The sequence below is a fragment of the Kitasatospora sp. NPDC056783 genome, assembly GCF_042789895.1.
Lineage (GTDB): Bacteria > Actinomycetota > Actinomycetes > Streptomycetales > Streptomycetaceae > Kitasatospora.
Genome location: NZ_JBHUAF010000127.1, coordinates 1 through 20,751, shown reverse-complemented (window position 1 = coordinate 20,751; position 20,751 = coordinate 1). Strand labels below are relative to the sequence as shown.

Annotated in this window: 20 protein-coding genes and 1 pseudogene; 6 read left to right on the top strand and 15 right to left on the bottom strand. The window is 73.5% G+C overall.

The features are described from left to right. Positions 1 to 73: 73 nt before the first annotated feature. The 8 genes and pseudogenes from ACFRMQ_RS19660 to ACFRMQ_RS19625 all read right to left on the bottom strand — a co-directional run bounded on the left by ACFRMQ_RS19660 (position 74) and on the right by ACFRMQ_RS19625 (position 7,798). Complete coding sequence (locus tag ACFRMQ_RS19660; protein ID WP_380731757.1) at positions 74 to 688, bottom strand: bacterial proteasome activator family protein; 615 nt, start codon at positions 686 to 688, stop codon at positions 74 to 76. A 174-nt stretch (positions 689 to 862) separates the two neighbouring features. Next, positions 863 to 1,645, bottom strand: coding sequence for a hypothetical protein (locus ACFRMQ_RS19655; protein ID WP_380731756.1), 783 nt, complete (start codon positions 1,643 to 1,645; stop codon positions 863 to 865). A 148-nt stretch (positions 1,646 to 1,793) separates the two neighbouring features. Continuing rightward, positions 1,794 to 2,771, bottom strand: a complete 978-nt coding sequence (locus ACFRMQ_RS19650) for an NAD(P)H-quinone oxidoreductase (protein ID WP_380731755.1) — start codon at positions 2,769 to 2,771, stop codon at positions 1,794 to 1,796. Between the two features lie 41 nt (positions 2,772 to 2,812). After that, positions 2,813 to 3,874 carry a potassium channel family protein gene (locus ACFRMQ_RS19645; RefSeq protein ID WP_380731754.1) on the bottom strand — a complete coding sequence of 354 codons (1,062 nt, stop codon included), beginning with the start codon at positions 3,872 to 3,874 and terminating at the stop codon, positions 2,813 to 2,815. Then, positions 3,871 to 5,076: a molybdopterin molybdotransferase MoeA gene (locus ACFRMQ_RS19640; RefSeq protein ID WP_380731752.1), complete on the bottom strand. Its 1,206-nt coding sequence runs from the start codon at positions 5,074 to 5,076 to the stop codon at positions 3,871 to 3,873. The genes ACFRMQ_RS19645 and ACFRMQ_RS19640 overlap by 4 nt, the downstream gene beginning before the upstream one ends. Continuing rightward, positions 5,073 to 6,016, bottom strand: a pseudogene (locus ACFRMQ_RS19635) (NTP transferase domain-containing protein). Before ACFRMQ_RS19635 ends, ACFRMQ_RS19640 begins: the two are co-directional and overlap by 4 nt. Before the next feature lie 20 nt (positions 6,017 to 6,036). After that, on the bottom strand, positions 6,037 to 7,041 hold the full coding sequence (locus tag ACFRMQ_RS19630; protein ID WP_380731751.1) for an MBL fold metallo-hydrolase: 1,005 nt from the start codon (positions 7,039 to 7,041) through the stop codon (positions 6,037 to 6,039). 109 nt (positions 7,042 to 7,150) lie between these two features. Continuing rightward, the gene (locus ACFRMQ_RS19625; RefSeq protein ID WP_380731750.1) at positions 7,151 to 7,798 is read right to left on the bottom strand and encodes an FMN-dependent NADH-azoreductase; all 648 of its coding nucleotides are present in this window, start codon (positions 7,796 to 7,798) and stop codon (positions 7,151 to 7,153) included. Between the two features lie 107 nt (positions 7,799 to 7,905). On the opposite strand from ACFRMQ_RS19625, the gene ACFRMQ_RS19620 reads away from it, so the two are divergent. Beyond that, a complete protein-coding gene (locus ACFRMQ_RS19620; protein WP_380731749.1) occupies positions 7,906 to 8,313 on the top strand; it encodes a winged helix-turn-helix transcriptional regulator in 408 nt (135 codons plus the stop codon). A gap of 99 nt (positions 8,314 to 8,412) precedes the next feature. On the opposite strand, the gene ACFRMQ_RS19615 is transcribed toward ACFRMQ_RS19620, so the two are convergent. After that, positions 8,413 to 9,180 carry a polyprenol monophosphomannose synthase gene (locus ACFRMQ_RS19615; RefSeq protein WP_380731748.1) on the bottom strand — a complete coding sequence of 256 codons (768 nt, stop codon included), beginning with the start codon at positions 9,178 to 9,180 and terminating at the stop codon, positions 8,413 to 8,415. 334 nt (positions 9,181 to 9,514) lie between these two features. Between ACFRMQ_RS19615 and manA the strand changes: the two genes are divergently transcribed. Further along, positions 9,515 to 10,720 carry a mannose-6-phosphate isomerase, class I gene (gene manA / locus ACFRMQ_RS19610; protein ID WP_380731747.1) on the top strand — a complete coding sequence of 402 codons (1,206 nt, stop codon included), beginning with the start codon at positions 9,515 to 9,517 and terminating at the stop codon, positions 10,718 to 10,720. A 12-nt stretch (positions 10,721 to 10,732) separates the two neighbouring features. On the opposite strand, the gene dnaB is transcribed toward manA, so the two are convergent. After that, entirely contained in the window at positions 10,733 to 12,241 is a 1,509-nt protein-coding gene (dnaB, locus tag ACFRMQ_RS19605) for a replicative DNA helicase (RefSeq protein WP_380731759.1), read from the bottom strand. Between the two features lie 578 nt (positions 12,242 to 12,819). On the opposite strand from dnaB, the gene ACFRMQ_RS19600 reads away from it, so the two are divergent. Beyond that, positions 12,820 to 14,157 (top strand): MATE family efflux transporter, encoded by a 1,338-nt coding sequence (locus ACFRMQ_RS19600; RefSeq protein ID WP_380731746.1) that lies wholly within the window; start codon positions 12,820 to 12,822, stop codon positions 14,155 to 14,157. A gap of 82 nt (positions 14,158 to 14,239) precedes the next feature. On the opposite strand, the gene rplI is transcribed toward ACFRMQ_RS19600, so the two are convergent. From rplI to rpsF, 4 genes are all read right to left on the bottom strand, one after another. Beyond that, positions 14,240 to 14,686 carry a 50S ribosomal protein L9 gene (rplI, locus tag ACFRMQ_RS19595; RefSeq protein ID WP_380731745.1) on the bottom strand — a complete coding sequence of 149 codons (447 nt, stop codon included), beginning with the start codon at positions 14,684 to 14,686 and terminating at the stop codon, positions 14,240 to 14,242. A gap of 17 nt (positions 14,687 to 14,703) precedes the next feature. Continuing rightward, the gene (gene rpsR / locus ACFRMQ_RS19590; RefSeq protein ID WP_030059640.1) at positions 14,704 to 14,940 is read right to left on the bottom strand and encodes a 30S ribosomal protein S18; all 237 of its coding nucleotides are present in this window, start codon (positions 14,938 to 14,940) and stop codon (positions 14,704 to 14,706) included. 79 nt (positions 14,941 to 15,019) lie between these two features. After that, on the bottom strand, positions 15,020 to 15,628 hold the full coding sequence (locus ACFRMQ_RS19585; RefSeq protein WP_380731744.1) for a single-stranded DNA-binding protein: 609 nt from the start codon (positions 15,626 to 15,628) through the stop codon (positions 15,020 to 15,022). A gap of 96 nt (positions 15,629 to 15,724) precedes the next feature. Then, positions 15,725 to 16,015 (bottom strand): 30S ribosomal protein S6, encoded by a 291-nt coding sequence (gene rpsF / locus ACFRMQ_RS19580; RefSeq protein ID WP_030233085.1) that lies wholly within the window; start codon positions 16,013 to 16,015, stop codon positions 15,725 to 15,727. Between the two features lie 318 nt (positions 16,016 to 16,333). Here rpsF and ACFRMQ_RS19575 point away from each other — a divergent pair, with 318 nt between their 5' ends. The 3 genes from ACFRMQ_RS19575 to ACFRMQ_RS19565 all read left to right on the top strand — a co-directional run bounded on the left by ACFRMQ_RS19575 (position 16,334) and on the right by ACFRMQ_RS19565 (position 18,967). Next, positions 16,334 to 16,633: a hypothetical protein gene (locus tag ACFRMQ_RS19575; protein WP_380731743.1), complete on the top strand. Its 300-nt coding sequence runs from the start codon at positions 16,334 to 16,336 to the stop codon at positions 16,631 to 16,633. A gap of 167 nt (positions 16,634 to 16,800) precedes the next feature. Then, a complete protein-coding gene (locus ACFRMQ_RS19570; RefSeq protein WP_380703555.1) occupies positions 16,801 to 17,919 on the top strand; it encodes a lipid II:glycine glycyltransferase FemX in 1,119 nt (372 codons plus the stop codon). A gap of 13 nt (positions 17,920 to 17,932) precedes the next feature. Continuing rightward, positions 17,933 to 18,967 carry an alanine racemase gene (locus tag ACFRMQ_RS19565; protein WP_380731741.1) on the top strand — a complete coding sequence of 345 codons (1,035 nt, stop codon included), beginning with the start codon at positions 17,933 to 17,935 and terminating at the stop codon, positions 18,965 to 18,967. Positions 18,968 to 18,977: 10 nt separating this feature from the next. Here the strand turns inward: ACFRMQ_RS19565 and ACFRMQ_RS19560 are convergent, their stop codons facing one another. Continuing rightward, a complete protein-coding gene (locus ACFRMQ_RS19560) occupies positions 18,978 to 20,597 on the bottom strand; it encodes a glycosyltransferase family 87 protein (protein ID WP_380731740.1) in 1,620 nt (539 codons plus the stop codon). Between the last annotated feature and the right edge of the window lie 154 nt (positions 20,598 to 20,751).

Below are 20,751 nucleotides of genomic sequence, written 5' to 3'. Positions count from 1 at the left end.
GTCCAGTGGTCGATGGTGGCACCCGGGACCGCGCAGGCCGGACGTACCTACCGGCGGGTACCGCCGGGTGCCGCTACAGGTAGGGGCCGGAGCGGATGCCGCGGCCCTGGCCCGGATCCTCCTCGTCCACCTCACCGCTGTGCAGACCGGGCGGCAGCGCCCGGCGCATCTGCTCCAGCTGGGCCCGCGCCGCCATCTGCTGCGCGAACAGGGCGGTCTGGATGCCGTGGAACAGGCCCTCCAGCCAGCCGACCAGCTGGGCCTGGGCGATCCGCAGCTCGGCCTCGGTCGGGATGGTGTCGTCGGTGAACGGCAGCGACAGCCGCTCCAGCTCGGCGACCAGCTCCGGGGCCAGCCCGAGTTCGAGCTCCTTGATCGAGCTGGCGTGGATGTCCTTCAGCCGGACCCGGCTCGCCTCGTCGAGGGGCGCCGCCCGGACCTCCTCCAGCAGCTGCTTGATCATGCTGCCGATCCGCATGACCTTCGCCGGCTGCTCGACCATCTCGGTCACCGGGAGTTCACGCGGTACGTCGTCCTCGTCGTCCCCGCCCCCTGCCGCGCCGGCGAACCCCTGGCCCACGGGCAGCCCGTCCGGTCCGACGATCAGCACCTTCTGGCCGTCCTGCGACTGCCCGCCGGTGGCCCGGAAGGGCTCCTGCGACGGGCGCTCGTTCATCGGATTCGTCATGAACGACATTCTCCCTCACTGGGGTTGTCCGGGCGGAAGCCCCCGGTCGTCCCGCCGTCCCGCGACACCCCGTGACGAAGGCGTGCCCCCGGACCCCCTGCCCGGAACCGCTCCCGGACCCACACCGGATCTCCACGGCCGGACGGCCGGACAGCCGACCGGAGGCGCCGCGGCTCAGCCCCTGCGCAGCCGCAGCCCGATCAGTCCCAGACCGCAGCCGATCAGCCCCAGACCGACGCCCAGCGGGAGCTGGGTGGTGGAGGCGTCCTGCCAGCGGGCGGGGAAGAGCACCGGCACCGGGGCGGCGACCGCCACGGGCTGTCCGACCGGTGCCACGGGGGTGCCCGGGGCCGCGGTGTCCGGCGCGGCGGTGTCCGGAGCCGCCGGGTCCGGCGCGGCGGCCTCGCCGGGGGCCCCGGCGACCGCGGCGTCGCCGCCGCTCTCCGGCTGGTCGGCGTCGACGCCCTGGTCCGGGCCCTGTTCGGGAGCCTGTTCGGGGGCCTGCTCGGGGGCCTGCTCGGCGGTCCGGTCCGGCACCTGCTCCGGAGCCCGCGCCACGGCGGCGTCGGAGCGCTCGGGCAGCGAGGCCGGGCGGTGGCGGTGGGCCCGGGGGAAGTCGCCGTCCGGGTACGGACGCGGCGCCGACCGCCACGGCCGCCCGTCCGCCGACCGGGAATCCGGCTCGGCGTCGCTCCCGGCGTCGGCCTCCGCACCGGGATCGGCGCTCGCCCCCGCCCCCGGGAACGCCCCTGGCCCCGGGAACGCCCCCGGCAGCTGGAACGCCGTCGGCGAGGGCAGCGCCACCGCCGCCGAAGCGGCGGCCAGCGGAAGCGCGAGCCCCAGCACGGCCGCCGCCAACAGCCGCTGGGCGCGGCCCGGTGCGGAGCGGCGGGGGGTACGACGGCGGTGCGGCGCGACGGGCAGCGGCCCGAGGGATGCGTGCGGTGATGCGGCCACGGTCGGAATCCTTCCGACGGCCGACGGCGCCCGGGGGCGGGATCGGCGGCGGGACTGCTCCGGACCAGGCTCGCACGCCCCGACCGTCACGGCATGTCGGGCGATCCGCGCCCTCGCGCGCCGCCGCCCCGCCACCGGGCCCCGGTGCTCAGGCCCGCAGCACGACCTTCCCGACCTGCTCCCCGCGCTCCAGCACCCGGTGCGCCTCGGCCACCTCGGCCAGCGGCAGCACCCGGTCCACCACCGGCTTCACCACCCCGGACTCGACCAGCGGCCACACGTGCTCCCGCACCGCCGCCACGATCGCCGCCTTCTCGGCCAGCGGCCGCCCGCGGAGGTTGGTGGCGATCACCGCCGCGCGCTTGCGCAGCAGCGCGTTGAGGTCGAGCTCGCCCTTCACCCCGCCCTGGAGGCCGATGATCACCAGCCGCCCGTTGACCGCCAGCGCGTCCACGTTCCGCTGGAGGTACTTGGCGCCCATGATGTCCAGGACCACGTCCGCCCCGGCCCCGCCGGTGGCCTCCCGGAGCACCTCGACGAAGTCCTGCTCGCGGTAGTCGATCAGGATGTCCGCGCCCAGCTCGGCGCAGCGCGCCAGCTTCTCCGGGCCGCCCGCGGTCACCGCGACCCGGGCGCCGACCGCCTTGGCCAGCTGGATCGCCATGGTCCCGATCCCGCTCGCGCCGCCGTGCAGCAGCACCGTCTCGCCGGGCCGCAGGTGGGCGGTGAGGAAGACGTTGGACCACACCGTGCAGGCGACCTCCGGCAGCGCCGCGGCCTGCTCGGCGGACAGCCCGGCGGGCAGCGGCAGCAGCTGCCCGGTCGGCACCGCGACCAGCTGCGCGTAGCCGCCGCCGGCCAGCAGCGCGCACACCTCGTCGCCGACCGCCCAGCCGGACACCCCGGGCCCGAGCGCGACGATCCGCCCGGCGCACTCCAGCCCCGGATAGGGCGAGGCGCCGGGCGGCGGGTTGTAGGAGCCCTGCCGCTGGAGCAGGTCGGCCCGGTTGACGGCGGTGGCCGCCACCTCCACGAGGACCTCGCCCTCGCCGGGCACGGGGTCGGGCACCTCGGCCCAGACCAGTGCCTCGGGACCGCCGGGTACGGGAATCGTCATCGCATGCATGCCCCGAACCTACTGCGGGTCAGGGCGCTCGCGGGCGCGGCTCAACCGGCCGGGGTGACTCCGCTGGACTTGATGACGATCACCCGGTCGGTGAGCTGGAGCACCGCGGCCTCCGGCTCGGTGTAGTTGAGCACCCGCCGGCCCCGGACCACGGCGACCACCAGGTCCGCGCAGTCGCGCGGGCTGTGCCCGGCCTCGGCCCGGGTGACCGGCCGTTCCACCACGTCCAGCCCGTTGCCGTACGTCAGCAGGTCCTCCATCACCGCCCCGGCGTGCGGGCTGAGCATCGACAGCCCGAGCAGCCGCCCCGCCGAACTGGAGCTGGTGACCACCACGTCGGCGCCGCTCTGCCGCAGCAGCGGCGCGTTCTCGTCCTCCCGGACGGCGGCGACCACGGTGGCGGCCTTGTTCAACTGGCGTGCCGTCAGCGTGATCAGCACCGCGGTGTCGTCCCGCTCCGGCGCGACCACCACCCGCGCGGCGTTGGGCAGCGCGGCCCGGATCAGGGTGTCGGTGCGGGTGGCGTCGCCGACCACCCCGACCAGGCCGTCCCGCGCGGCGTGGTCGATCACCTTGCGCTGCGGGTCGACGACGACGATCTCCTCCTTCTTCACCCCCTGTCCGAGCAGGGTGTCGACGGCGCTGCGGCCCTTCGTCCCGTAGCCGATGACGACGGTGTGCTCGCGCACGGTGGACCTCCAGCGGTTCAACCGCCATTGCAGGCGGGTCCGTTCGGTGAGCACCTCCAGGGTGGTACCGACCAGGATGATCAGGAACACCACGCGCAGCGGGGTGACCACGAGGATGTTGGTGAGCCGGGCGCTGTCGCTGTACGGGGTGATGTCGCCGTACCCGGTGGTGGAGAGCGTCACGGTGGCGTAGTACGCCGCGTCCAGGAAGCTGAGCCCGCCGCCGGCGTTGTCGTTGTAGCCGTCCCGGTCGACGTACACGATCAGCGTGGTGGCGACCAGCACGGCGAGCGCCAGCAGCAGCCGGGAGCCGACCTGCCGGACGGCGGGATCGGCCCGCCGGGCGGGCAGCACGATCCCGGCGTCCGCCCACGGTTCGGTGCCGGGCGCCAGGTTGCGCTTCAGACGGTTCACGGCACCTCCAGCAGTTCGACCGTCTCGCCCGCCGCCGCGCCGCCGGGCGGCACCACCGCCAGCGCCTCGGCCCGGGCGAGCCCGCGCAGCATCGCCGGCCCGTCGAAGGCCAGCGGCACGACGCCGTCGGCCGTCCGCCGGACCGGCTGGATCCGGGTGTCCGTCCGGTGCCCGGGCAGCGTCGCCGCGGCGGGCGCGAGGACGGGGGCACCGGCGGGCCGCCCGCCGCGCGCGTGCAGCAGCGGCAGGACGAGGGTGACCATCCCGGCGACGGCCGCCAGCGGGTTGCCCGGCAGGCCCACCAGGTGGCGGCCGCCGGGGAGTTCGGCGAGCAGCATCGGGTGCCCGGGCCGGACGGCCACGCCGTCCACCAGCAGCCGGGCGCCGGCCTCGGCGAGCGCCCGGTGCAGGAAGTCGACCGGTCCGGCGGCCGTGCCGCCGGTGGTGACCACGAGATCGGCGGCGGAATGCCGCAGCGCGTCCCGGAGCAGTGCGAAGTCGTCCCGGACGTACCGGACTTCGGCCGGGTCCGCGCCGGCCGCCCGCAGCCAGGGCGGCAGCAGCGGCCCGAGCGCGTCCCGGACCAGGCCCGGGCCGGGGACGCCGGTGGTGCGCAACTCGTCGCCCAGGACGAGCAGTCCGACCTCCGGGCGGCGGTGCACCGTCAGCCGGTCGTGGCCGCAGGCGGCGGCCAGGCCGAGCACGGCCGGTCCCACCGGCGTACCGGACGGCAGCAACTCCTCGCCCCGGCGGCACTCCTGGCCGCGCGGGCGGACGTCCTGGCCGGTGGTCAGCCGCCGCGGGCCGCGGTCGTGCAGCAGCGCGCCGTCCGGCCGGCCGTGCTCCCGGCGGAGCACCGCGGTGGCGCCGGGCGGCAGCTGGGCGCCGGTGGCGGTCTCCACGGCGGTGCCGTCGGCCAGCGGCGCCGGCTCGGTGCCGCCGGCCAGCACCCTCCCGGTGACCCGCCAGGGGCCGGGGCCGGCCACCGCCCAGCCGTCCATCGCGGAGGTGTCGAAGGCCGGCAGGTCGGTCAGCGCGCCGAGCGGCTCGGCGAGGGTGTGGCCGAGCGCCTCGGCCAGCGGGACCCCGACCCCGGGCAGCGGGCGCGACCCGGCCCGGCGAGCGGTCTCGCGGGCCCGGGACCAGCTCGGCAGGACGGGAGCGGACGGTGCGGCCACGGTGGTCTGCCCGACCGCGCTCACGACTCGCCCGGCGCGTCGACGGCGCCCCACCGCTCGGCGAGGACCTCGGTCCGCCGGGTCGCCTCGGCGACGGCCTCCGCCCCGCCGCCCCGCTGGGCGGCCGCGTAGCCGATCAGGAAGGCGGTCAGCGGCGCGGCCGGCCTGGCCACTCCGTGCGCGACCACCCGGGCCGCGTCGAGCAGACCACGGACATCCACGTCCAGGTCGATCCCCAGGTCGGCCTTGACCTCGGCGATCCAGTCATCCAGCGTGCGCTCCATGCGCCCATGCTGCCCGATGGGTGGTTTCCCCGGGCTGTTGGCCCCGTGTGCGGCGCGCGTCGTTTCGCTCACACGCCGGTGGCGGTGGCGGTGAGGTCCTACCGGTGGTCGCGCTCGCGGGCCTGCTCCAGGTCCTCCCAGGTGTCGCAGTCGTAGGCGACCTGGTCGGTGTCGGCCACCCGCGGCCCGCTCAGTCCGCCGAGGAAGCGCCGCAGCGACTGGCCCGCCGGGTCGCCGAGTTCGACCAGCGCGGCGCGCAGCGCGGCGGTCCGGTAGGCGGCGGCGAGCGGCTGGTCGCGGCCGCCCGCGTCGACCAGGACGGCGGCGTCCCCGAGTGCCCCGGCCTCGTCGAGGGCGGTGACCAGCCGTTCCACCGTCCGCTGGTTCAGGAACGGCAGGTCGGCGGCGAGCAGCAGCACGGTGTCCGCGGTGACCAGGTCGAGCCCGGCCGCGACGGCGGCGACCGGTCCGCCGCCGGGCGGCCGCTCCCTGGTCCAGCGGACTCCGGTCCGCGCGGTCGGCCGGGCCGGACCGACCACGACGGTGGTCCGGGCGCCGGCGCAGGCGGCGAGCACCCGGTCGAGCAGGGTGGTCCCGCCGATGGTCAGGCCGGGTTTGTCGGCCCCGCCGAGGCGCCGGGCGGCCCCGCCCGCCGGGACGATCACGTCGTACGGCGTCATGGGGCCAGTATCCGCCCGCGCTACCGCGCCTCGGACTCCCCCTCGGGCCCGGACTCGGACTCGGGCTCGGGCTCGGGCTCGGGCTCCGACAGCGACTCCGGCTCGGCCTGCGGCCCGGGCCTCGGCTCGGCCGCGCGGGCGGTGTTGGCGGTCGCGCCCAGCGACAGGAAGGCGGGCAGGGTCAGCTCCCCGTACCGCTCGTTCATCGCCGTGACCAGCGCCTCACGGTCGTCCGGGTGCTCGGCCAGCAGCCGGTCGAAGTCCTGGAGGTACTCGCCGGTGAAGGCCAGCACCCGGGCGGCGTCGTCGCCCTGGTCCGGAGCCCGGTGGCCGGCGATCACTCGGTCCGCGCCGAGGTCGGCGATCCGGCCGAGGTTGTGCCCCCAGGTGGTGCGCTGGGCCGGGGTGGTGTCGGCGGTCCACAGGTGGGTGCCGTTGGCGACGAAGTCCCCGGCGATCACGGTGCGGATGCTCGGCACGTGGACGACCGTGGAGTCCCCGCAGTCGGCCTGGCCGAGCAGCAGGACGGGGATCACCTGGCGGTCCAGCATCAGCGGCTGCGGCAGCAGCGGGGCGGGGATCAGCGGGTGGTCCGGGATGTCGTCGCCGTACACCGGCTTCCACTGGGCGACCTTGGCGGCGACGGTGTGCCGGATCGCCTCGACCACGGCCGGGGCGGCCAGCAGCTGCGCGTCGGGGAAGAGCCGCAGCACCTCCTCGGCACCGAAGTAGTGGTCCGGGTGCTGGTGGGTGACCACGACGGCGAGCAGGCGCCGGCCCTTGCCCGCGACCCACTCGGCCAGCTGGCGACCGGCGCTGCGGGTCAGCTGGGCGTCCACCAGGATCGCGGTCCGCTCGCCCATGATCAGGGTGGAGGTGGCGAAGAAGGCCGACTCGGGGCCGGTGAAGACGGCGGTCTCCAGCGGCCGGGCCGGCTGCCCGGGCTCGGGCGGCACCGCGCCCGCGGCCGGCCGGGCCTGGGCACGCTCCGCGCCGGCGCTCTCCTCGGGCGGGGACGACGTCACGGGCTGCTCCCTCTGATCGGCGGTCTGATTACCTGCGCCCTACAGCATGGGAGTACCGGCGGCCGATTGCGCGGAAGGCGCGCCCGGTGGGGCGCGCCTCCGACGGAGGTCACACCGCGACGCGGGCGGCCAGTTCCTTGGCCCGGTGGGCGGCCTGCTCCAGCGCCTGCGCCTTGGACTCGACGGCCTTCGGGACGAAGTCGGCCATCGCCGGGACGGCGGCCGCCAAGGTGAGCTCGGGGACGATGAAGTCGACCTCCAGCCCGAGCATGCCGGTCAGCACCTTTTCCAGGTAGGTGGTGACGAACTCGTACGGCTCGCGCGGGGCGCCGGGCGCGTAGGAGCCGCCTCGGGAGGCGACCACGGTGACCGGGGTGCCCTTGGCGGAGGGCGCCTCACCGGCGGTGCGGCCGACCAGGATCACGTGGTCCAGCCAGGTCTTGAGGGTCGACGGGATCGTGAAGTTGTACATCGGGCTGCCGATCAGCACGGCGTCGGCCTGCTCCAGCTCGGCCATCACCTGCTCGCGCGGCGCGAAGGCGGCGGTCTGCTCGGCGCTGCGGGCCTCGGCGGGGGCGAATCCGGCGCTGATGCCGTGCACGTCGAGGTGCGGGAGGGGGTCGGCGGCGAGGTCCCGGTAGATCACCGTGCCCTCGGGGTGCTCGGCCTGCCAGGCGGCCCGGAAGGCGGCGGTGACCTCGCGGGAGACGGAGCCGTCGGCGACCGCGGAGGAGTCGAGGTGCAGGAGCGTGGGCATGGCAGGGCCTCCAGAGAATAAGTAGCTGCTGATTTCGCTGCAACTGCAAAGACAGTAGCAGCTTACTTTTCTACAGTCACTAGTAAGGGGTCGAGTAGGCTGGCCCCATGGCCGAGCACGAGGAAGTGACCGACGGAGTCCCGATCGCCACCGACGCGTGCGGTGCCGAGGCCCCCGGCCCGTGCCGCAACGTCGACCTGGCCCTCACCCGGGTGTTCGCCCTGCTCGGCAAGCGCTGGACCGGCATGCTGCTGGGCGTCCTCACCAACGGCGGCCCCGCGTACTTCTCCGAGCTGCGCCGCGCCGTCCCGGGCATCAGCGAGCGGATGCTCTCCGACCGGCTGACCGAGCTGGCCGAGGCCGGGCTGGTCGTCCGCGAGGTCGACGCCGGCCCCCCGCTGCGGGTCAGCTACCGGCTCACCGAGAGCGGCGTCGCGCTCAAGCCCGCACTCACCGAACTGGCGGTCTGGGCCGACCGCTACCTGCCGGAGAGCGTGCTCAGGAGCGGCTGCTGAGCCCCCGCGGACACCCCCGGCGCACCTCCCCCGGACATGCCGAAGGGCCCGTCCACCGGTTCGGCGGACGGGCCCTTCGGCCACTGACGGTTCGGTCGGTCAGCGCTTCGCGGCGCCCCCGCGCAGCTTCGCCAGCCGGTCGGTGACACCCCAGGTGGTCACCCGCCACAGCGCCTCGACCACGATGTTGCGGCTCATCTTGGAGGCGCCCAGCTCACGCTCGACGAAGGTGATCGGCACCTCGGCGACCTTGAACCCGGCCTTCACCGTGCGCCAGGCCAGGTCGACCTGGAAGCAGTACCCGGCCGAGGCGACCTCGTCCATGCCCAGGCCCAGCAGGGTCTCCTTGCGGAACGCCCGGTAGCCGCCGGTGACGTCCCGGATCGGCACGCCCAGCATCAGCCGCGAGTAGGTCGAGCCGCCGCGGGAGAGCAGCAGCCGCGACTTCGGCCAGTTCACCACCCGGCCGCCCGGCACCCAGCGCGAGCCCAGCACCAGGTCGGCGCCGCGCAGCGCGCCCAGCAGCCGGTCCAGTTCCTCGGGCTGGTGCGAGCCGTCCGCGTCCATCTCGACCAGGACGTCGTAGCCGTTGTCGATGCCCCAGCGGAAGCCCGCGAGGTAGGCGGCGCCGAGGCCTTCCTTGCCCTTGCGGTGCATCACGTGGACCTGCGGGTCCTCGGCGGCCAGCTTGTCGGCCAGGTCACCGGTGCCGTCGGGGCTGTTGTCGTCGGCGACCAGCACGTGCACCTCGGGCACGGCGGCGCGGACCCGGCCGACGATCCGCTCGACGTTCTCCGCCTCGTTGTAGGTCGGGATGATCACCAGGACCTTGCCGAGATCAGCAAAACTCTGCTGGTTCACGGTCACGTACAAACCTCTCGGCCGATGACGGGGGGTCTCGGAACACCGGCGCCCGCACTCTGGAACGCGGCTCCACCGGCAGCCCGCCGGGGATCACCTCGGCCGACGGCTGCGCAGGGCGGAGACTACTGCGTCCTGGCATCCTACTACCGCACCGGGAACCACCGCTCCGGCCATGGCACTCCCACTGGATGCCCACCGTTTCCCCTTGGGTGACGCCGTTCGGCTAGGGTCGTTCCCTTGCCCGTGCCCGGACCGCCCGCACCGCCGGGCCCGCCCCGACGATCCCGACTCGGGACGTCCGGGGCCGCCCAGACAGCGAAGGAGTAGGACCGCGCGCATGGACAGGCTCGTCAACACCGTCCGCCCGTACGCCTGGGGGTCGCTCACGGCCCTGCCCGAGTTGCTCGGACAGCGGCCGACCGGTGAACCGCAGGCCGAGCTGTGGATGGGCGCCCACCCCGGCGCCCCGTCGCGCGCCGACCGCGGCACGGGCCCGCGCCGGCTGGACGAGCTGATCGCGGCCGACCCCGGGGGCGAGCTGGGCGCCGCGAGCGTGGCCAGGTTCGGCCCGACCCTGCCGTTCCTCTTCAAGGTCCTCGCCGCGGGCATCCCGCTGTCGATCCAGGCCCACCCGACGCTGGACCAGGCCCGGGCCGGCTTCGCCGCTGAGAACGCCCTCGGCATCCCGCCGGACGCTCCCGAGCGGAACTACCGGGACGCCAACCACAAGCCCGAGATGGTCTGCGCGCTGGGCGAGTTCGAGGGCCTCTGCGGCTTCCGCCGGCCGGCCGACGCGGCCCGGCTGCTGACCGCGCTCGCGGTGCCCGGGCTCGCCCCGGTGATCGACCGGCTGACGGCCGGCGGGGACACCTTCCGGCCGGGGGCCGGGGGAGAGTCCGAGGCGCTGCGCGGCGCCCTGACCGCCGCCCTCGCGCTGGACGAGGAGACCGTCCGGCGGACCGTCGAGGTGCTGGCGCTGACCGGTCCCGACGGGGAGTACGCGCCGTACGCCCGGATCGCCAAGGACTTCCCGGACGACCGCGGCGTGGTCGCCGGCATGCTGCTCAACCACTTCCGGCTGCGGGCCGGCGAGGCGCTCTACCTGGGCGCCGGGGTGCCGCACGCCTACCTGTCCGGCGTCTGCGTCGAGCTCCAGGCCAACTCCGACAACGTGCTGCGGGCCGGCCTCACCCCGAAGCACATCGACGTGCCGGAGCTGCTGGCGGTCGTGGTCTTCGAGGCCGGCGCCCCCGAGCCGGTGCGCCCGGTGCCGGTGGAGGGCACCGCGGGCGAGGAGCTCTACCCCGTCCCGATCGACGAGTTCCGTCTCTCCCGCTTCACGCTGGACGGCGTCGAGCGCGAGATCGACGGCCGCACCCCGCAGATCCTGCTCTGCACCCGGGGCACCGCCCGGCTCACCGCCGCCGACGGCACCGTGCTGGACCTGGCCCGCGGCCAGTCCGCCTTCCTCCCCGCCACCGGCGCCCCGACCCGCCTCTCCGGCACCGGCAGCACGCTCTTCCGCGCCACCGTCACCGTCTGACGCCCCCGGGACTCAGTCCCGGGTCATGTCGACGAAGCGCGAGTAGTGGCCCTGGAAGGCCACCGTGATGGTCGCGGTCGGACCGTTTCGGTGCTTGGCGACGATCAGGTCGGCCTCGCCCGCGCGCGGGGACTCCTTCTCGTAGGCGTCCTCGCGGTGCAGCAGGATGACCATGTCGGCGTCCTGCTCGATCGAGCCGGACTCGCGGAGGTCCGAGACCATCGGCCGCTTGTCGGTGCGCTGCTCGGGGCCACGGTTCAGCTGGGAGAGCGCGATGACCGGGACTTCCAGCTCCTTGGCCAGCAGCTTGAGGTTACGGGACATGTCCGAGACCTCCTGCTGGCGGTTCTCGGCCCGGCGGGAGCCGCCGGACTGCATCAGCTGGAGGTAGTCGATGACGATCAGCTTGATGTCGTTGCGCTGCTTGAGCCGGCGGCACTTGGCGCGGATCTCCATCATCGACAGGTTCGGCGAGTCGTCGATGAACAGCGGCGCCTCGCTGACGTCGGGCATCCGGCGGGCGACCCTGGTCCAGTCGTCGTCCGTCATGTTCCCGGAGCGCATGTGGTGCAGCGCCACCCGGGCCTCGGCGGAGAGCAGGCGCATGGCGATCTCGTTGCGGCCCATTTCGAGCGAGAAGATCACGCTCGGCAGCTTGTGGTGGATCGAGCAGGCCCGCGCGAAGTCCAGCGCGAGGGTGGACTTGCCCATCGCGGGACGGGCCGCGATGACGATCATCTGGCCGGGGTGCAGCCCGTTGGTGAGCTGGTCGAAGTCGGCGAAGCCGGTCGGCACGCCGGACATCTGGCCCTGGCGGGAGCCGATCGCCTCGATCTCGTCGAGGGCGCCCTCCATGATGTCGGCGAGCGGCGCGTAGTCCTCGTTGGTGCGCTGCTCGGTGACGGCGTAGATCTGCGCCTGGGCGGCGTTGACGATCTCGTCCACGTCGCCCTCGGCCGCGTAGCCCATGCCGGCGATCCGGGTGCCCGCCTCGACCAGCCGGCGCAGCACCGCGCGCTCGTTGACGATCTGGGCGTAGTACTCGGCGTTGGCCGCGGTCGGGACGGAGTTGACCAGGGTGTGGAGGTAGGAGGCGCCGCCGACGCGCTGGAGCTCGCCGCGCTTGGTCAGCTCGCCCGCCACGGTGATCGGGTCGGCCGGCTCGCCGCGGGCGTAGAGGTCGAGGATCGCGCCGTGGATCATCTCGTGCGCGGGCCGGTAGTAGTCGGCCGGCTTGAGCACCTCGACCACGTCGGCGATGGCGTCCTTGGAGAGCAGCATGCCGCCGAGGACGGACTTCTCGGCGTCCAGGTCCTGCGGGGGGACGCGTTCGAAGCCGTCCGTCCCGCCCTCGCCGCCGTCCTCGTCCCGGCGCTGCCAGCCGCCCTCCGGCCGGCCGCCCTTGCCGTCCTTCCGGAAGCCGCCCTTGAAGCCGTCGCCCTTCTGGAAGCCGTCGCGCTTCTGGAAGCCCTCGCGGCCGCCGTCCTGGCGCCCCTCGCCACGGCCGCGCGAGACCGGCAGCCGGTCCCCGGGGCCGTCCGGGAAGGGTGCGTCGGCGAAGGCGCCGGCCGGGAAGGGATCCTCGGCGGTCTGCCAGTCGTCCTCCGGCGGCGGGGCGTCGTGGTCGTCGTACTGGGGGCCGGTCACGCGTGTTCCCCGATCAGCGAGTGGTGCGAAGTTGGAGCGGGCCTTGCCGGTGGCTGGATGGAGCGGATCCGCTCCTCTTTGTACGCCACGGCCCCGACAAATCGGACGCCGGGGCGGCGGGAGTGTCGGGCGGAGGGCCCACGCTAAGGCGCCGGGCGCCGTTGCGCCAAGACGGTTATCCACAGGGGGTGTGGATGAACGGCCCTGGCCTGTGGAGAACTGCCGCAAAGCTGTGGACACCCCTGTGGACGTCCCTGTGGATAACCGGACGATCGATCCGCCGTCAACCTGCTGACCTGGGATTACCACTTCCCGGGCCTGTGCATGAGAAATTCTTCACACACCTCCGAACGGCTGTGGGCACAGAGCGGGCGAACCGCGTCGCTCAGAGTTTCGAGTAATAGTCATTAGTCACTTACATCCATTACCTGTGGATGAGTAGCCTGGAGCCCATGACCGCCTCGCCCCCCACCCCGGCCTCGCGCCGCCGGCACGACCGGGAGATCCTCGCCCTGGCCGTCCCGGCCTTCGGCGCGCTGGTCGCCGAACCCCTCTTCCTGATGGCCGACTCGGCGATCGTCGGCCACCTCGGCACCCCTCAGCTGGCCGGGGTCGGCGTCGCCTCCGCCGCGCTCTCCACCGCGACCGGCGTGTTCGTCTTCCTCGCCTACGCCACCACCGCGGCGGTCGCCCGCCGGATCGGCGCCGGGGACCGCCGGGGCGCCGTGCGGCAGGGCATCGACGGCATCTGGCTCGCCCTGGGCCTGGCCGTCCCGGTGGTCCTCCTCACCCTGCTGCTGGCCCCCTGGGTGGCCGACGCCCTGGGTGCCTCGGCGACCGCGGCGCCGCACGCCGTGACGTACCTGCGGATCAGCTCCCTGGGCATCCCGGCGATGCTCGTGGTGCTGGCCGCCACCGGGGTGCTGCGCGGCCTCCAGGACACCCGCACGCCGCTGGTGGTGGCGGTCGCGGGCTTCGCCGCCAACATCGGGCTGAACGCCGGTCTGGTGTACGGCGCCGGGCTCGGGGTGGCCGGCTCGGCCTGGGGCACCGTGCTGGCCCAGACCGGGATGGCCGCCGCCTACCTGGTCGTGGTGGTCCGCGGCGCCCGCCGGGAGCGGGCCCCGCTGCGGCCGGACGCGGCGGGCATCCGGGCCTGCGCGAAGGCCGGCGGCCCGCTGCTGGTCCGGACGATCAGCCTGCGCGCGGTGCTGATGACCGCCACCGCGGTGGCCGCCCGGCTCGGCGACGACCAGGTCGCCGCCCACCAGATCGCCATGGCGCTGTTCAGCTTCCTGGCCTTCGCGCTGGACGCCATCGCGATCGCCGGCCAGGCCGTCATCGGCCGCTTCCTGGGCGCCTCGGACGTCCCGGGGGCCCGGGCCGCCACCCGGCGGATGGTCGAGTGGGGCGTCGCCTCCGGACTGGTCCTCGGCCTGCTGGTGGTGGTCACCCGCCCGCTCTACGTCCCGCTGTTCACGCCCGACCCGTCGGTCCGGGCCCAGCTGGGCACCGCCCTGCTGCTGCTCGCGCTCACCCAGCCGGTGGCCGGCCTGGTCTTCGTGCTGGACGGCGTGCTGGTGGGCGCCGGGGACGGCCCGTACCTGGCCTGGACCGGGCTGGCGACCCTGGCGGTGTTCGTCCCGGTGGCCCTCGCGGTTCCGGCCACCGGCACCGGACTGGCCGGGCTCTGGTGGGCGATGAACCTGTTCATGCTGCTCCGGGCCTGCTTCGTGGCCTGGCGCGCCCGCGGCGGCAAGTGGCTGGTCACCGGAGCGGTGCGCGGCTGAGGCGCCCCCTCGGGCCGCCCGGGAACGACCGAGGGCCGGACTCCCGGAGGAGTCCGGCCCTCAGGCCTTGGAGCTACGGAGCTCAGCCCGCGACGACGGCGACGTCGAGGTTGGCCACGACGTCCGAGTGCAGCTTGACCGAGACCTTGTGGGTGCCCACGGTCTTGATCGGCGAGGCGATCGCGACGGCGCGCTTGTCCACGGCCGGGCCGCCGGCGGCCTTGATGGCCTCGACGACGTCGGCCTGGGTCACCGAGCCGAACAGACGGCCGGCGTCGCCCGAGCGGACGGCCAGCTTGACCTGGACGCCCTCGAGCTTGCCCTTGACGTCGTTGGCGGCGTCCAGGGTCTGGATCTCGTGGATCTTGCGGGCGCGACGGATGGCGTCGACGTCCTTCTGGCCACCCTTGGTCCAGCGGATGGCGTAGCCACGCGGGACGAGGTAGTTACGGCCGTAGCCGTCCTTGACCTCGACGACCTCGCCGGCGGAGCCGAGACCCGGCACCTCGTGCGTGAGGATGATCTTCATTACTCGGTCACCCTCTCTTAGCGCGCGGTGCTGGTGTAGGGCAGCAGCGCCATCTCACGGCTGTTCTTCACGGCCGTGGCGACGTCACGCTGGTGCTGGGTGCAGTTGCCGGTCACCCGACGGGCACGGATCTTGCCGCGGTCGGAGATGTACTTCCGCAGCAGGTTCGTGTCCTTGTAGTCAACGTAGTTGACCTTGTCCTTGCAGAAGACGCAAACCTTCTTCTTCGGCTTGCGAGCAGGCGGCTTCGCCATTGTGTGCTCCATTTGGGGTTCACGGCCCGGCGGGCGTCCGGGGACGCCGGCGGCCGGGCCGCACGAAATCTGTCAGCTCTTAGAACGGGGGCTCTTCCGAGTAGCCGCCGCCACCGCCGGACGGGGCACCCCAGCCGCCGCCCTGGTTTCCACCGGACGGGGCGCTGGAGGCCCAGGGGTCGTCGGAGGGGCCGGACTGGCCGCCACCGGAGTTTCCACCCCAGTTGCCGCCGCCCTGCTGGCCACCACTCTGCTGGCCGCCCCAGCCACCGCCCTGGCCGCCGCCCTGCTGGCCGCCGAAGCCGCCACCGGGACCGCCGGACCGGTTGGCCCGGGTGACCTTGGCGGTCGCCGAGCGCAGGCTCGGGCCGACCTCGTCGACCTCGACCTCGAAGACCGTCCGCTTCTCGCCTTCCTTGGTCTCGTAAGACCGCTGGCGCAGTCGGCCCTGCACGATGACGCGCATGCCGCGCTGCAGCGACTCGGCCACGTTCTCCGCCGGCTGCCGCCAGACGTTGCACGTGAGGAAGAGGCTCTCGCCGTCCTTCCACTCGTTCGTCTGACGGTCGAAGGTGCGGGGGGTGGACGCGATGCGGAACTTCGCGACCGCCGCACCCGACGGGGTGAAACGCAGCTCGGGGTCGTCGACGAGATTGCCGACGAGGGTGATGACGGTCTCGCCTGCCATGGTGGTGATGACCTCTCGGGAAGATGTCCGTTCACCGCTGTTTCACGTGAAACAGCGGACGCGAGCTACCCGAGACCCGAAGGCCTCAGAGGTGGCTCAGTGGGTGTCCGGGCGCAGGACCTTGGTCCGCAGAACCGACTCGCTCAGGCCCATCTGGCGGTCGAGCTCCTTGACGACCTCAGGCGTGGCCTTGAGGTCGATGACCGAGTAGATGCCCTCGGACTGCTTGTTGATCTCGTAAGCCAGACGGCGACGACCCCAGGTGTCGACCTTCTCCACCTTGCCGCCGCCGTTGCGGACGACAGTGAGGAAGTTCTCGATCAGGGGGGAGACAGCGCGCTCCTCGACCGAGGGGTCGAGGATGACCATCACCTCGTAGTGACGCATGGGTAACCCACCTCCTTTGGACTCAGCGGCCACGGTCTCTCCGTGGCAGGAGGGTTGTGCGTAGCGTCGGCACCGGTGCGGTACCGACTCCGGCCCACCGTAGCGGCCGGGTCGGACAGTCGGCCCCGTACCACCCGGATCGGGTGTCGCCCGGAAGAGGGCGCAAGGGGGCACAACTACACCAGTGCAGACGGCACAGCCTACCCGCACCCGGACGGACGAACAAAACGCATAGGGGTTGTGAGACCGGCCCAACCGCCGCAATCTGGACGGAACGGGAACCCTGCCCGTTCGTCTCCACGCCAGGAGGTGGGAGTCATGGCCCAGTCCGTCCACCACATGCCCGCGCTCACCCTGAACACCGACGGCCACCCGCACCCGCGCGAGAACACCCTGGTGGGCCTCACCGCCCTGCTGGGCGTGATCGCCTTCACCACCTCGTTCTTCCACAACCTGCACCTGCTGACCTCGTGGACCGGCCTGTTCGGGATCGTCACCGGTCTGTGGGGCATGTTCGTCTCGGTCACCACCGCCGAACGCTTCGTCCTGATGATCACGCTCGGCGCCGCCGCGATCGGCTTCTACCTCGGCATCGCCCGCGGCGGTCTCTGGGGCTGAGCGCCCGCCCCAGGAACCCCCGGCGCCCCCGTCGCGTGTCTGCTGAGGAGACAGCCACCCGACGGGGGCGCCGTCGTGCCCGCCGCACCGGGCGCCCGGGCCCCGGACGATAGGGTCAGCCCGAGAACCTGGGCCACCGCAGCCCGACCGACGAGGAGCACCGAGCAATGAGTCTGCGCCTGAGGACGATCACCCGCGAGGAGCACCTCGCCTTCATCAGGAGCCGCGCCTCGGCCAGCCACATGCAGGTGCCGTCGTGGGGTGACGTGAAGGCCGAGTGGCGTTCCGAGTCGATCGGCTGGTTCGACGACCAGAACCAGCTCGTCGGCGCCGGCCTGGTGCTCTACCGGCAGCTCCCGAAGCTCAAGCGCTACCTCGCCTACCTGCCCGAGGGCCCGGTCATCGACTGGTTCGACCGCGACCTCGACCGCTGGCTCTCCCCGATGCTGGCGCACCTCAAGTCGCAGGGCGCGTTCTCGGTGAAGATGGGCCCGCCGGTGGTCATCCGCCGCTGGAACGCCCCCACCATCAAGGAGGCCATCGCCGCCAAGCAGGCCAAGCGGCTGCGCGACGTCGAGGCCGACTGGTACGAGGCGCGGGCCTTCGAGGTGGCCGACCGGCTGCGCAAGGCCGGCTGGCTCCAGGGCGACGACGGCGGCGCCGGCTTCGGCGACGTCCAGCCCCGCTACGTCTTCCAGGTGCCGCTGGCCAACCGCTCGCTGGACGACATCCAGAAGGGCTTCAACCAGCTCTGGCGCCGCAACATCAAGAAGGCCGAGAAGAGCGGCGTCGAGGTCTTCCAGGGCGGCTACGACGAGCTGCCGATCTTCCACCAGCTCTACCTGGTCACCGCCGAGCGCGACAAGTTCACCCCGCGCCCGCTGTCCTACTTCCAACGGATGTGGAAGGCCCTGGTGGCCGAGGACCCGAACCGCATGCGCCTCTACATCGCGTACCACGAGGGCGAGCCGCTGGCCGCCACCACGATGCTGGTGGTCGGCGAGCACGTCTGGTACTCCTACGGCGCCTCGGCCAACCACAAGCGCGAGGTCAAGCCGTCCAACGCCATCCAGTGGCGGATGATGCGCGACTCCTACGCCCTCGGCGGCGGGGTGTACGACCTGCGCGGCATCAGTGACACCCTGGACGAGGACGACCACCTGTTCGGTCTGATCCAGTTCAAGGTCGGCACCGGCGGCCAGGCGGCCGAGTACCTCGGCGAGTGGGACTTCCCGCTCAACAAGCTGCTGCACAAGGCCCTCGACCTCTACATGTCCCGCCGCTGAGGAGGCTGCCCCGATGACGCTGTCGCTCTACCTCGACACCGAACGCTGGCGCACCCACCAGCGCTCCGTCCTCGCCGAGTTCCCCGGCCTGGTGCCGGTCGCCAAGGGGAACGGCTACGGCCTGGGCAACCACCGGCTGGCCGAGGAGGCGACGCTGCTGGGCACCGGGGTGCTCGCCGTCGGCACCGCGTACGAGGCGGCCGACGCCGCCGAGTGGTACGGCGGCGAGCTGCTGGTGCTCACCCCCTACCGGGTCGGCGAGGAGGCGCTGCCGCTGCCGCACGCCCGGGTGATCCGGACGGTCGCCCGCGTGGACTCGCTGCGGGCGCTGCACGGCGCCCGGGTGGTGCTGGAGTGCATGACCACCATGCGCCGGCACGGCGTGAGCGCCGACGAGCTGCGCACCGTCGCCTCCGAGCTGGAGGACGTCAGCTTCGAGGGCCTGGCGCTGCACCTGCCGATGGACCGGCCGGACGGCTCCGACCCGGTCGACGAGGTCGTGCACTGGGTGGACACCGCCCTGGCGGCCGGCATCCCGGTGCACACCGTGTTCGTCAGCCACCTCGGCGCGGCCGGCATGGAGCAGCTGACCCAGCGCTACCCGGAGACGGTCTTCCGGGCCCGGATCGGCACCCGGCTCTGGCTGGGCGACCACGCCGCGCTGGAGGTCCGGGCCACCGTCCTGGACGTCACCCCGGTGAAGAAGGGCGACCGCTACGGCTATCGCCAGCACCCGGCGCCCTCCGACGGCCACATCCTGGTGGTCGCCGGCGGCACCGCCCACGGCATCGGCCTGGAGGCGCCCAAGTACCTCCAGAGCATGGGGGCACGGGCCAAGGGCATCGCCCGGGCCGGGCTGGCGACCGTCAACAAGACCAAGTCGCCGTTCCACTGGTCCGGCAAGCAGCTGTGGTTCGCCGAGCCGCCGCACATGCAGGTCTCGCTGCTGTTCCTGGACGGGGAGACCAAGCCCCCGGTGATCGGCGACGAGCTCGGTCTCCAGGTCCGGCACACCACCACGCACTTCGACCGCGTGGTGGACCGCTGACCGTCCCCGGTCATCCGGGGAGGCGCGGCTCCCCGGCCCCCTGCCGGTGCTCCGCCGGCGGGCCGGCCGGCTCCGGCGGTTCCGGCTCGTTCAGCCACTGCTCGGCGCCGGCCGGCGCGTACCCGGCGTAGCTCTCCTCCTCGCGCAGCCGGCGGGCGGTGCCCAGCACGACCACGTCCGGGGCGTGGTCCAGCACCCCGCCGGAGGGGTCGTCGCTGCCGTCCCAGCGGACCGGGTCGCGGTCCGGGTGGAGGGCGTCGCGGACCACCACGGCGACCAGGTAGAGCGTGCCCACCAGGTGCAGCCCGATCGCGAAGTGGTACCAGCCCTCGCTGAGCCCGTGCTGCTTGGAGCCGGTGACGAAGCCCAGGTGGGACCAGATGCCCAGGGTGTAGAGCACCTCGCAGGCCTGCCAGATCAGGAAGTCCCGCCAGCGCGGCCGGGCGAGCACGGCGAGCGGCAGCAGCCAGAGCGCGTACTGCGGCGAGTACACCTTGTTGGCCAGCACGAACAGCGCGACCACCAGGAAGGCCAGCTGGGCGAAGCGCGGCCGCCGCGGGGCCGAGAAGCCGAGCCACGCGATGGCCAGGCAGCCCAGCACCATCAGCACGCCGATGTAGACGTCGAGGTTCTCCAGCCCGGCGCCGCGGCGCTGCATCAGGATCAGCCAGAACGAGCCGTAGTCCTCGCCGCGGTGCTTGCTGAACACGTAGAAGGTCGACCAGCCCTGCCAGTTGGCCACCATGATCGGCAGGTTGACCACCAGCCAGGCACCGGCCGCGCCGCCCAGCGCCAGCCGGAACTCGCGCCACCGGCCCGCCCGCCAGCAGAGCACCAGCAGCGGGCCGAGCAGCAGCACCGGATAGAGCTTGGCCGCGGTGGCCAGGCCGATGAAGACTCCGGCCCAGCCCGGGCGGGAGCCCGACCACCAGGCCATCGCCACGGCGGCCAGGGCTACCGCGAGCAGGTCCCAGTTGACGGTGCCGTTGAGCAGCAGGACGGGCGAGAGCGCGAACAGCAGGGCGTCCCACGGGCGGCGCCGGTGGGTGCGCGAGAGGGCCACCGCGGCGACCACCGCGCAGGCCATCAGCATTCCGGCGTTGATCGCCCAGAACCACTGCTCCTGGGTCTGCTGAGTCCCGCCGCCGGGCGTCAGCCAGGCCGCGACCTGCATGAACAGGCCGGTCAGCACCGGGTACTCCAGGTACTGGAGGTCACCCGAGGAGCCCGGGACGCGGTCCACGTACGGGTGCAGCCCGGCCGCGAAGCCGCGCGCGGTGAACAGGTGCGGGACGTCGCTGTAGCAGGCGTGGACGTACTGCGGGGAGCCCGGCTGGAACCACGCCTGCTCGTAGCAGGGCAGCTTCTGCACCATCCCGAGCACCGACACCACGATCACCGCGAGGGCCAGGAAGCGCGCCGGGATCCACCAGGAGACGCCCAGCAGCGCCCGGCGTCCGGGGGGCCCGCCGATCACCTCGCTGCCGGCCGCCGCCACCGGGTCCTCGTCGGCCGGGACGACCACGGTGTCGGCCGTTGGCGCGGCCGTGGCGACGGCTGCCGGGGTGGGCCCTGCGGCGGCACCGGAACCGACCGGGCCGGCGGTTTCGTCACGATCGCTCGACGTCATGCCGGACATCCTGCCGCACCGATCCCACCAGGACGAGGAGGACCCCGCAACCGTCCCGGCCTCCGGACGGCGGGCGGGTTCGCCAATCATGACGAAACCGCCCCAACGCCCACGGCCCTCCGGCGGCCCCGCCGGAAAACGGCGGTGGCGGCCC